Consider the following 11,947-nt stretch of genomic DNA (forward strand, 5'->3'; position numbering starts at 1 on the left):
CCTGGCTCGTGGTGGGAGGCCTGCCGGGCACCGCCGCCCCCCAGAACCACTCCGCCGAAGCGGTCGCCCCCATCGCCGACGAAGCACCCGGCTACGCCGTCGAGGACTTCAACTACCCCGGAGCCGCCAAGATCCTCGCGGAACAGGGCATCACCCTGAAGCGCGGCGACGGCCACATCGTCCTCGCCACCTGCGCCGCCGACACCGGCCAGCTCGAGGTCTGGGCCCGCAACTCCGACAAGGTCTGCTTCCACGTCACCGGCAACTCCGGCTACCTGACCCTGGAAATCCCCTCGGTCTACCTCATCAAGGGCAACGACTACACGGCCCAGGTCGACATGACCGTCGGCACCGAAGAGAAGTCCTACGACATCGCCAAGAACACCTGGACCCCGGTCGGCGAAAGCGCCGACGAGCAGGGCCGCGAATTCCTGCTCGTCGAAATCAGGACCACCAAGTAACAGACCGGACCCCCAGCAGCACACCGGACCCCCGGACAACACACACCACGTCCGGACTGCACTACTCACGTCCGCGCTGCACTGCTCGCGTCCGCGCCGCTGCTTGGCGACTCCCTCATCAGCCTTCCGCCGTCCGGTACCCACCGGACCGGCAGACCTCATACCAGGGACATCATGATCACCCAGCACACCAGACCCGCCCGGCTCCTCGCACTGGCCGCGGCACTCCTCACGGCCCCCCTCGCGCTGACCACCGCGCCCGCCGAGGCCGTCACCGGCGCCCCCGCCACCACCACCGCGTACAACTACACAGCGCGCCTGGACATCGGCAACGGCACCCGCGCCTGCACCGGCACCCTCGTCGACTCCGACTGGCTGCTCACCGCCGCCAGTTGCTTCGTCGACAACCCGGCCGCCGGACTCACCGTCCCCGCCGGCGCACCCCAACTCCCCACCACCGCGACGATCGGCCGCACCGACCTCACCACCACCACCGGCACCGTCACCCAGGTCGTGGAACTCGTCCCGCGCACCGACCGCGACCTCGTCCTCGCCCGCCTCGCCCGGCCCGTCCCCACCACCACCGCCACCCCCATCACCCTGGCCACCACCGCACCCACCACCGGCGAACAGCTCACCGCCGCCGGCTACGGCCGCACCTCGGACGAGTGGGCCCCTCTGAAGCTGCACACCGGCACCTTCTCCGTCACCGCCACCGACACCACCACCGCCGGCATCAACGGCCAGCCCGGCACCGCGATCTGCGCCGGCGACGCCGGCGGCCCCCTCGTCCGCCTCACCGGCACCCAGACCACCCTCGCCGGCATCAACAGCCGCTCCTGGCAAGCCGGCTGCTACGGCACCGACACCACCGAAACCCGCACCGGAGCCATCACCACCCGCATCGACGACCTCGCATCATGGGTCACGACCAACGTCAACGCCCCGCATCCGCTCACCAACACCGGGACCGGAAGGTGCCTGGCTGTCCCCGGCGCCAGCACCGAAAACCTGGTCGGCCTGATCCAGTGGACCTGCACCGGCAACAACGAACAGCAGTGGCAGTTGGAGAGCGTCGCCGGCGGAAACGGCGACCGCTTCCGGGTCAGGAACGTCAACAGCAACAAGTGTCTCGCCATGCCCGCCGGCAACACCGACGACCTCACCCAGGCCATTCAGTGGACCTGCTCCAGCAACACCGACCAGACCTGGATCCACGACAGCCTCAACCGGCTGCGGAACCTGAACAGCGACAAGTGCCTCGCCATCGCCAACTCCTCCACCGTCATCGGTACCAAGGCCATTCAGTGGCCGTGCTCGACGAACACCGACCAGAGGTGGGTCTGGTAACACGCTGACCGGCGCAACCGTGCGCGGTTGTCACCGCCAGGGCGGCCTTCCCCGGAAGGCCGCCCTTCGCGATCCGAGGCGGCCACGTCGGATACCGGCGAATCGGAACCGAACGGTCCGCCGAGACGGTCAGTACGGGCCGCGCATCGTTGGTGAATCCGTAACCTGGGCGAACGTTTAGGTTCACCATCTGGGAATCGTCAAGCAGGCGACAGGCCATGGCCACAGCTCTACCATCGCGTAATGCGCCTCTCCGAGCTCGAAGAAGCCAATGCTCGTACGTTGGCCCACTCCACCACCGTCCGACCGGTCGCCGCGGGTGAAATCATCCGTACTCACCGCAAAAAGTACCCTTTTCGCGGCTTCGTCGAGATTGAGTCCCCGTACTGTCCGCCCTTCGTCATGTTCTGTCTGAACGATGACGCGGTCGCCCTCGAAACCCTGTGGAACGGGCACTTCGGCTACGAGCCCGGCAGCCTCGCGACGTGGGCACGGCTGGCCGCGAAGAGCGAGACGATCGCGGACGTCGGCGCGCACGTCGGGTACTTCTCGATGATCGCCACGCTCGCGAACCCGGCGGCGAAGGTGCACTCGTTCGAGCCGGTGGACCAGGTCCACGCCCGCCTCGCGGTGAACGTACGGGCGAACGGCGCCACGAACGTGAAGCGGTACCAGGCTGGAGTGTCGAGCGAGGCCGGGTGGGCCGACATCAGCGTCCGCTTCTCGGCGAACCTCCTGTCGACCGGCTCGTCCCTGGAGCAGGTTCCCGAGGGCGCCGAGCTGAAGCGCATCAAGCTGCTCACGCTCGACGAGGTGTTCGCCGACAAGAAGCTGGACCTCATGAAGATCGACGTCGAGGGCCACGAGATGTCGGTTCTGAAGGGCGCTCGACAGGTGCTGAAGCGCGACCGGCCGCACGTGATCCTTGAGGCGCTGGTCAACGCGCCCCTGGACCCGCTTCTCGACGAGTTCGGCCCGCTCGGCTACGACTGCCACTGGATCGCCGAGGCCGACGGGTCACTCGTCCCGTCGACCGCCGCCCGACCCAAGGGCACACGGAACCTGCTGTTCGCGCCCCGCGACTAGGTTCCCCGGGGGGCGAGTGGGAGGCCGGGGAGCGCGCGACGCGCCGCCCCGGCCAGGCCCTGGCGTGGCTACCACACGGCTACCGCACAGCTAGCGCAGATCCTGCGGGACGTCGGCGAACGACGGTGACGGTGTCACCGGCCCCGCCCGGTCCAGCAGCCCCGTACGGGCCGCCAACGCCGCCGCCTCCAGCCGCGACCCCACACCCAGCTTCATCAGCACCCGCTGGACATGCGTCCGTGCCGTGGACGGCGCGATCCCCATGCCGGCCGCGATGAGCCGCGTATCCTCGCCGTCCGCGACCCGCACCAGGACCTCCACCTCTCTCGGCGTCAGCATCTGGAGCAGCCGCTGGCCCTCGTCGTCGGGCTGGGCGGCCGGGTTGAGCAGTTCACTGAAGGCGCCCTGGAGCAACTGCGGCGCAACGGCCGCCTCCCCCGCTCGCGCCTTCATGATCGCGCGCTCGACGCCTTCTATGCGCTCGTCATGACGTACGTATCCGGAAGCGCCGGCCGCGAACGCGGCAGCGATGCCGCGCGGGTTCGGGACCGGGCCGAGAACCAGGACCGCCACCTGCGGGCGCTCCTTCTTGATCTTCACCACCGGGTCGAAGATCCCCGGCTGTGCGGGTGTCGCCGTACCGATCAGGCACACCTCGGGTGCCCTTGTGATCACCAGCTCCGCCGCCCCCGCGGCCGGCGCCGCGGCGGCGAGCACCCGGTGCCCGCGCAGCTTCAACGCCGAGGCCAACGCCTCCGCGAGCAGTCGGTGGTCGTCGACCACCATGAGCCGCACTCCCATCGAGCAACCCCCCAGTTCCCCCAAGCATCTCCACTGGTTCCCCGTGGATTAGGAGCCCCCCGGCTCTCCATCCACCGGAAGCTACACGCTTGTTCGACGTTGCGCTTCCCCTACTGGAGAGAAGTGCCCCGGATTACCGAAATTCCTCACATTCGGGAGTGATGAGAGGTTAAGAGTTACTCGGTGCCGAACCCGAGGGCGGTGTACTCCTTGTCATCCGCGGAGTACGGCTTGGCGATCAGGTCCTTGCCCATGAAGAGGCGACCGCTGGTGAACAGCAGCTCGGAGCTCTTGGGGACCATGGAGCTGATGGCGCTCAGGACGCTGTCGGAGGCCGAGGTCTCCAGCAGTGTCGTCTGCTTCAGCGATGTGCCGTCCACGGAGAGGACCTGAGGACCCTTGTCGACCGAACCGTCCCGGTAGGCGAGGACGTTCCCGCCGTCCATGCGGATCGGGAAGATCTCGTTGCCGTCGCCCGCGTCGATCCTGTCGCCGGTGGTCTTGCCGGTGGCCAGCGAGAAGGAGACGATCTCGTTGGTCTGGGTGTACTCGGCGGCGCCGTCGTGCTCCTTGGTCGGGACGTAGAGCTTGTCGTTGCCCACCACGATCGCCTTGCAGGCGTACACCTCTCCGACACCGCAGTCGTGGGCGTACTTGCCGTCCTCCAGCGTGATCTTGATACGCAGCTTGCCGTTGTCGTCCAGTGAGAAGACGTCCGTGGCACCGGTGACGGTGATGTCGGCGGAGTCCACACCGAAGACGACGGGCTTGGTGGAGATCACCTTGGCGTTGTCGATGCCCTTGGGGAGCTTGTAGGTCCACTTCACGCTGCCCGACGTCGGGTCGAGGAGCTGGACCTCGTACGTCTCACTGCCGAAGTCACCGCACTTGCGGACCGCGACCAGCTGTTCCCCGCCCGCGTAGCCGACGTCCGAGCACGTGTCGACCTTCGGCTGCCACAGCACCTTGCCGGACTTCACCTCGAAGGCGGCTCCGCCGTCGTAGCCGCCGCCGACCGCGACGGTGGTGCCGGAGATGGTGACTTCCTCGAACGCCACCTTCCGGCCGCTGCTCTCGGCGCTCTTCGACCAGAGCTGCTCACCGGTGCTCACGTCGAACGCGGTGACCTGCGTGCAGTCCTCGTGATCGCCCTTGCTGTTGCGCTCGGTCGCCTCGGAGACCACGGCGGCGATGCCGTCCTGGGTGACCTCCCGCGAGCCCGCACAGGTCTGGCCGGACAGCGGAAGCGTCCACTTCTTGCTGCCGGTGGCCGGGTCGTAGCCGACGATCTCGTTGACACCGCTCTTGGCGTACACCGAGTCGGTGAGCCAGGAGCCCACGACGCTGTCGATCTGGTCGTCCTTGACCTCCGGCGCGGGCACCTGGAGGAGGACCGCGGCGCTCGGGTCGGCCGGGGCCTTCTCCTTGCCTCCGCCGCCACTCGGGGTGTCGTCGCCCTTGTCGTCCTTGCCCCCGGTACCACCTGTTGTGCCCGAGGAGTTGTTCTTGCTGTCGTCCGTGCCGGAGGAGTTCGCGTACCAGACACCGCCGCCGATGATCAGCGCGACGGCCACCACGGCCGCCACGATGATGACCACCGAGCTGTTGAACTTCCGCCCACCGCCTCCGCCTTGGGGCGCCGGCGCGTAGGGCTGCTGCTGCGGGTAGCCGTACGGGGGCTGCTGCTGGGGGTAGCCGTAGCCCGGCTGCTGACCGCCGTCCTGGGGCGACGGCGGGGCCTGCGGATAGCCGTACGGCTGCTGCGGCGGGGTGGGCGGAGCCGCCTGCGGATAGCCGTAGCCGGGGCCCTGCGCGGGCGTCGGGGGCGTCGGGGGCGTCGGGGCACCGAACCCGCCCGGGGGCGGACTCTGGGGCGCACCGAAACCGCCCGGAGGCGGGTCCTGAGGTGCACCGAAACCACCCGGAGGCGGGTCCTGGGGCGCACCGAAACCACCCTGCGGGGGCTGGTTCGGGGGTGGCGGGGGCGGCGGCTGGCTCATGACGTGGGTACCTCGGATGTCCGGACGAAAGAGGAGGTGGGAGGGGAGACGGCGGAGGAAGGAGAGAGGCCGGTCACTCGCCGAACGCCAGCATCAACTTCTCCTTCTCGTCGCCCGTGCCCGTGAGCCGGGTCGTGGAGATGTAGAAGCGCCCGTCCACGTAGTCGATCGCCTTCGAGTAGAAGCCGCTCTCGATGTCCGCGGTGCCCTGCGGGTTCTGCAGCAGCTTCGTGGTCTTGTGGCTGCTCCCGGTCGTCGGGATCGACACGACCTGGCCACCGGCGTCGTACGACGGCTTGACGTACGCGATGAGATTCGTGCCGTCCGTCCTCAGCGGCAGCATCGACTCGTCGGACGGGGACTTGACGCGCCACTTCTCCTTGCCGGTTGCCAGGCTGATCGCGACGACCTCGTTGGCGCCGGTCGTCACTTCGGTCGGCAGGTACAGGGTGTTGGCGTCGGCGACCGCACCGGTGCAGCCCTGGAGGTCACGGGTGAGGATCGCCCAGCCGCACTCGGGCGCGAAGGACTCGTCGACGTCGACCTGGGAGAGGAGCGTGCCGTCGCTCTTCAGGGTGGAGACGTTCCACTGGTCCTTCTCCTCATTGGTGAGGTAGAGGACGACGGGGTCGACGGAGTAAGTACGCCCGACCGTCCAGCCCTTGGGGATCGTCTTGGTCCACTTGACCTTGCCGGTCGCCGGGTTCAGCTCCTGGACCTCGTCGTGCTCGTTGTCGGTACTGGCGCCGCAGGAGGAGACGGCGAGCAGCTTGGCGCCGCCCGTGAACGCGGCGGGGTAGCAGGACTGCCCGTACTTCCCCTTGTCCCAGAGCTTCTTGCCGGTGGCGGCGTCGTACGCGGTGCCCGACATCGAACGGCCGACCATCAAGGTGTCGCCGACGAGGGAGAGCGCGATGGACAGGGCACTGTCGAAGAGCCCGCCGTCGGCGACCTCCGCGGTCCAGCCCTTCGCACCGGTGGCGAGGTCGATCTCCTGGAGCTGGTTGCACTTGGCGCTGTCGCCCGCACCGTTCATGTAGGCGATGACGACCTTGTCCGCGGACGTCTTCTGCGGGGTGACCGCGCAGATCTTCTGTGGGAACGTGAGCGTGTCCCAAGCGGGCTGCCCGTCACCGACGTTGTACGCGAAGAGCTGCTTGTACGCCGCCTTCACCGCGACCTTGTCGGTGACCCACTGGCCGGGGGCGTCGGCGCCGGAACCGGGCGCGTCGGGCGCCTCCTTGTACCAGAGCACCTTCGACTCACCGGCCTGACGGCCCTCGTTGAGGTTCTCGGGGTCCTCGCCGCCGTCGCCGCTGCCGTCACCCGGGTTGACCGGGGCGGCGGAGCCCGTGGCCTTGCCGTCGTCGCTCTTCTCCGCGACCGGCTTCTTGCCTTCATCGTCACCGCCGCTGCTGACGGCGTACACGGTGCCGCCGATGACGAGCAGCGCGGCCACCGCGGCGCCGATGATCACCGCGGGCTTGCCCTTGAAGGGGTTCCTGGAACCGCCGGGGGGCGGGGTGTTGGGTGCGCCCGGGTACTGCGCCTGAGGCGGATAGCCGTAGCCGGGTTGCTGGCCGTAGGGGCCGGGCTGGCCGTACGGACCTTGGCCGTACGGGCCCGGCTGCTGCGGCTGGCCGTACGGGCCCGATTGGCCGTAGGGGGCGGGCTGTTGGGGGTATCCGTAGCCCGGCTGGGGGGCTCCGGTGGGCGGCGCCTGCGGGGGCGCGGGGGCGTGCGGGGGTTGCGCGGGCGGGGTCGGGGCACCCTGGGGTGCGCCTTGAGGCGCGCCGTGCGGTGTGCCAGGTGGTGAGTTCGGCGGCGTACTCGGGGGCGCGCCGAAACCGCCCTGCGCACGCGGATCCTGCGGCGGGCCGAACCCACCTGCCCCCGACTGGTCCTGCGGTGCTCCGAAGCCGTCCTGCGGCTGATTCGGCGGCTGACTCATCAGCGCGTCCCCCTCTTCACTGATGTGGCGCCCCACCGGCGGCGCTGGATTCCCGCCATACCCGGTGGTTCTCAGACTTTTCTCAGACGGCTCTTTCTATCACTGTGAGGACGTGTGACACCGGGCCGGTGCTCCCCCTGTTCCCAAGGGAGGACCGGCTCGTAATGGGGTCGTTACGCGCCTTCACGGGCCCTTCACGCCCTGCGTGCACGGCGCACGCGCCCGGCTTGCCCAGCCGGTTACGCGTCCTCCGCCAGCTCCATCCAACGCAGCTCCAGCTCATCGCGTTCCACGATCAACTCCCGCAGCTCGGCGTCGAGTTCTGCGACCTTCGCGAAGTCCGTGGCGTTGTCGGCGATTTGGGCGTGCAGCTTGGTCTCCTTCTCGGAGACCTTGTCGAGCTGCCGCTCGACCTTCTGGAGTTCCTTCTTGGCGGCGCGGCCCTCTTTAGAAGACGCAGTCGCGGAGGAAGCGGCCTTGGCGGTGGGCGCCGGCGCGGAGGCGAGGACGGTGGCGGCCGCGACCGCCTCCATCTTCTTGCGCCGCTCCAGGTACTCGTCGATCCCGCGCGGCAGCATCCGCAGCGTGGTGTCGCCGAGCAGCGCGTACACGTTGTCCGTCGTCCGCTCGATGAAGAACCGGTCGTGGGAGATCACGATCATCGACCCGGGCCAGCCGTCGAGCAGGTCCTCCAGCTGGGTGAGGGTCTCGACGTCGAGGTCGTTGGTGGGCTCGTCGAGGAAGAGGACGTTGGGCTCGTCCATCAGCAGCCGCAGGATCTGAAGCCGCCGGCGCTCGCCACCGGACAGGTCCCCGACGGGCGTCCACTGCTTGTCCTTGTTGAAGCCGAACGTCTCGCAGAGCTGCCCCGCGGTCAGCTCGCGCCCCTTGCCGAGGTCGACCCGGTCGCGTACGGCCTGCACGGCCTGCAACACCCGCCAGGTGGGGTCGAGTTCGGCGACCTCCTGGGAGAGGTAGGCGAGCTTGACGGTCTTGCCGGTGACGATCTGTCCGGCGGTGGGCTGCTTCTCGCCCTCGCTGCGGGCGGCCTCGGCCATGGCCCGCAGGAGCGAGGTCTTGCCCGCGCCATTGACCCCGACGAGCCCGACCCGGTCCCCCGGGCCGAGGTGCCAGGTCAGATGCTTGAGCAGCACCTTGGGCCCGGCCTGGACGGTGACGTCCTTGAGGTCGAAGACGGTCCTGCCGAGCCGGGAGCTGGCGAACTTCATCAGCTCGGAGCTGTCCCGCGGCGGCGGCACGTCCGCGATCAGTTCGTTGGCGGCCTCGACGCGGAAGCGCGGCTTGGACGTACGGGCGGGGGCGCCGCGCCGCAGCCAGGCCAGCTCCTTGCGCACCAGGTTCTGCCGCTTCACTTCCTCCGTGGCGGCGATCCGCTCACGCTCGGCGCGCGCGAAGACATAGTCCGAGTAGCCGCCCTCGTACTCGTACACGTCGCCCTTCTGCACGTCCCACATGCGGGTGCAGACCTGGTCGAGGAACCAGCGGTCGTGGGTGACGCAGACGAGGGCCGAGCGGCGTTGGCTCAGGTGCCGGGCGAGCCAGGAGATGCCCTCCACGTCCAGGTGGTTGGTCGGCTCGTCGAGGATGACCAGGTCCTGGTCCTCGATGAGGAGCTTGGCCAGCGCGATACGGCGCCGCTCGCCACCGGACAGCGGGCCGATGACGGTGTCGAGTCCCTGCGGGAAGCCGGGCAGGTCGAGACCGCCGAACAGGCCCGTCAGTACGTCCCTGATCTTGGCGTTGCCCGCCCACTCGTGGTCGGCCATGTCCCGGATGACCTCGTGCCGGACGGTGGCCTCGGGGTCGAGGGAGTCGTACTGCGTCAGGACGCCGAAGGTCAGCCCGCCGGAGTGGGTGACCCGTCCGGTGTCGGCCTCCTCCAGCTTGGCGAGCATCCGGATGAGGGTCGTCTTCCCATCGCCGTTGCGGCCGACCACGCCGATACGGTCGCCCTCGCTGACGCCGAGGGAGACCCCGTCGAGCAGTGCACGGGTGCCGTACACCTTGCTGACGGACTCGACATTGACCAGGTTGACGGCCATTTCTCTCCTGACAAGGGGGACGATCGAGGGGACGATCGACCCTCAAGAGTAGTCCGCGTGCCGAGGCGGACTGAGCCGCGGCTTTCTTTCCGGGACTCCGCCCCGCTTCAGCCCGTTCGGCGTTTGAGGACGAGCGCGTTCTGCGCGATAGCGGGGGTCTGGGGGCAGAGCTCCCGGAAACGGGACGGGAAGGGGCGGAGGGGGCGAAACCGCAGGTCAGCGACCGAGCACCGTGGCGCCCGGCACAGCACCCGACGCCGTACGCACCGTCCGGCAGGTACCGGAGGCCGACAGGGCCCGGACCACCTCGGCCGCCGACTCCGGATCGCCCGCGAGAAACGCCGTGGTCGGCCCCGAACCGGAGACGAGCGCGGCGAGGGCGCCCGCGGCGCGCCCCGCGGCCAGGGTCTCGGCGAGCTCCGGAAAGAGGGAAAGAGCGGCGGGCTGAAGGTCGTTGGAGACGGCGGCCGCGAGGGCGGCGGCGTCTCCCTTCGCGAGAGCGTCGAGCAGTTCCTGCGAGGCGACGGGCTCGGGGATCCGTACGCCCTCGTTCATCCGGTCGAACTCCCGGAACACCGCCGGGGTGGACAGCCCGCGTCCGGCCATCGCGAACACCCAGTGGAAGGTCCCGCCGACCTCAAGCGCCCGCAGCCGCTCCCCCCGCCCGAGGCCGAGCGCCGCCCCGCCCACCAGGCTGAACGGCACATCGCTGCCCAACTCGGCGCAGATGTCGAGGAGTTCCTCGCGCGAGGCGTTCGTACCCCACAGGGTGTCGCAGGCGAGCAGGGCGCCTGCGCCGTCGGCACTACCGCCCGCCATGCCGCCCGCGACGGGGATGTCCTTGGCGATGTGGAGGTGGACGGCGGGGTCGATGTCGTACCGGCGGGCGAGTTCGACGGCCGCGCGGGCGGCCAGGTTCGTGCGGTCGAGGGGGACCTGGTCGGCGTCGGGGCCGGTGCAGGTGACGCTCAGCTCGTCCGCCGGCGTCACCGTGACCTCGTCGTACAGGCCGACGGCGAGAAAGACGTTGGCCAGGTCGTGGAAGCCGTCGGGGCGGGCGCCGCCCACCGCGAGCTGGACGTTGACCTTGGCAGGGACGCGTACGGTCACGGTCACTTTGCCGCGGACTCCTTGTTCTCGGCGACACGGTTCTCGGCGATACGGGCGAACTCCTCGACGGTCAACGATTCCCCGCGGGCCTGCGGTGACACACCGGCGGCGACGAGCGCGGTCTCGGCGGCCGCGGCGGAACCCGCCCACCCGGCGAGGGCGGCGCGCAGCGTCTTGCGCCGCTGCGCGAACGCGGCGTCCACCACCGCGAACACCTCGCGCTTCGTGGCCGTGGTCTTGACGGGTTCGGTGCGCCTGGTGAGCGACACCAGCCCGCTGTCGACGTTCGGCGCGGGCCAGAAGACATTGCGCCCGATGGAACCGGCCCGCTTCACGTCCGCGTGCCAGTTGGCCTTCACCGACGGGACGCCGTACACCTTCGAGCCGGGCGGGGCCGCGAGCCGGTCGGCGACCTCGGCCTGCACCATCACCAGCGTGCGCTCGATGCTCGGGAAGGTGTCGAGCATGTGCAGCAGTACGGGAACGGCGACGTTGTACGGCAGGTTCGCGACGAGCGCGGTGGGGGCGGGGCCGGGCAGCTCCCGTACCTGCATCGCGTCGGAGTGCACGAGCGAGAAGCGGTCGGCGCGGTGCGGCATGCGTGCGGCGATGGTTGCGGGGAGCGCTCCGGCGAGTACGTCGTCGATCTCCACGGCGATGACCCTGTCCGCTGCTTCCAGCAGAGCGAGGGTCAGCGAGCCGAGCCCTGGGCCCACCTCGACGACCACGTCGTCGGGGCGTACGCCGGCGGTGCGGACGATGCGGCGCACCGTGTTCGCGTCGATCACGAAGTTCTGGCCGCGCTGCTTGGTGGGCCGCACGCCGAGGGCTCCCGCGAGTTCGCGGATCTCGGCGGGGCCCAGGAGGGCGTCGGGGGTGGGGCTGGTCACGGACCAAGGGTACGGGCGCAGACGACCGGCGGGTTTCCTCGCCCCCTCCGCCCCTACCCGTCCCGTACCTGGGGGCTGCCGGGGAGATTCAGCCCCTCCGGCGTTTGAGGAGCGGGGGTCCAGGGGGCAGAGCCCCCAGGGGACGGGAATGGGCAGGGGCGGAGGGGGCGAAAAACCCCCCCCCCCCCCCCCCCCCCACACCCCCCCCCACCCACACCCCCCCCAAGACCCCTCA

9 protein-coding genes are annotated in these 11,947 nt (G+C 69.7%); 3 read left to right on the plus strand and 6 right to left on the minus strand.

Annotated features, from left to right (window positions below; all coding sequences use genetic code 11):
• Positions 1-20: 20 nt before the first annotated feature.
• The 3 genes from AB0N66_RS41980 (at position 21) to AB0N66_RS41990 (ending at position 2,897) form a co-directional block, all read left to right on the plus strand.
• On the plus strand, positions 21-461 hold the full coding sequence (locus AB0N66_RS41980) for a hypothetical protein (protein WP_365446142.1): 441 nt from the start codon (positions 21-23) through the stop codon (positions 459-461).
• 174 nt (positions 462-635) lie between these two features.
• Positions 636-1,811 carry an RICIN domain-containing protein gene (locus AB0N66_RS41985; RefSeq protein ID WP_365446120.1) on the plus strand — a complete coding sequence of 392 codons (1,176 nt, stop codon included), beginning with the start codon at positions 636-638 and terminating at the stop codon, positions 1,809-1,811.
• Between the two features lie 243 nt (positions 1,812-2,054).
• Positions 2,055-2,897, plus strand: a complete 843-nt coding sequence (locus tag AB0N66_RS41990) for an FkbM family methyltransferase (protein ID WP_365446123.1) — start codon at positions 2,055-2,057, stop codon at positions 2,895-2,897.
• Positions 2,898-2,987: 90 nt separating this feature from the next.
• Here AB0N66_RS41990 and AB0N66_RS41995 read toward each other — a convergent pair whose 3' ends face one another.
• The 6 genes from AB0N66_RS41995 to rsmA all read right to left on the minus strand — a co-directional run bounded on the left by AB0N66_RS41995 (position 2,988) and on the right by rsmA (position 11,712).
• A complete protein-coding gene (locus AB0N66_RS41995) occupies positions 2,988-3,698 on the minus strand; it encodes a LuxR C-terminal-related transcriptional regulator (RefSeq protein ID WP_365446126.1) in 711 nt (236 codons plus the stop codon).
• A gap of 176 nt (positions 3,699-3,874) precedes the next feature.
• On the minus strand, positions 3,875-5,698 hold the full coding sequence (locus AB0N66_RS42000) for a PQQ-binding-like beta-propeller repeat protein (RefSeq protein ID WP_365446129.1): 1,824 nt from the start codon (positions 5,696-5,698) through the stop codon (positions 3,875-3,877).
• A gap of 73 nt (positions 5,699-5,771) precedes the next feature.
• A complete protein-coding gene (locus tag AB0N66_RS42005; RefSeq protein WP_365446132.1) occupies positions 5,772-7,649 on the minus strand; it encodes a PQQ-binding-like beta-propeller repeat protein in 1,878 nt (625 codons plus the stop codon).
• A 239-nt stretch (positions 7,650-7,888) separates the two neighbouring features.
• Entirely contained in the window at positions 7,889-9,712 is a 1,824-nt protein-coding gene (locus AB0N66_RS42010; RefSeq protein ID WP_365446135.1) for an ABC-F family ATP-binding cassette domain-containing protein, read from the minus strand.
• A 216-nt stretch (positions 9,713-9,928) separates the two neighbouring features.
• The gene (locus AB0N66_RS42015) at positions 9,929-10,828 is read right to left on the minus strand and encodes a 4-(cytidine 5'-diphospho)-2-C-methyl-D-erythritol kinase (protein WP_365446137.1); all 900 of its coding nucleotides are present in this window, start codon (positions 10,826-10,828) and stop codon (positions 9,929-9,931) included.
• The gene (rsmA, locus tag AB0N66_RS42020; protein WP_365446140.1) at positions 10,825-11,712 is read right to left on the minus strand and encodes a 16S rRNA (adenine(1518)-N(6)/adenine(1519)-N(6))-dimethyltransferase RsmA; all 888 of its coding nucleotides are present in this window, start codon (positions 11,710-11,712) and stop codon (positions 10,825-10,827) included. Before rsmA ends, AB0N66_RS42015 begins: the two co-directional genes overlap by 4 nt.
• Between the last annotated feature and the right edge of the window lie 235 nt (positions 11,713-11,947).

Source organism: Streptomyces sp. NPDC093544 (assembly GCF_040683495.1).
GTDB lineage: Bacteria > Actinomycetota > Actinomycetes > Streptomycetales > Streptomycetaceae > Streptomyces.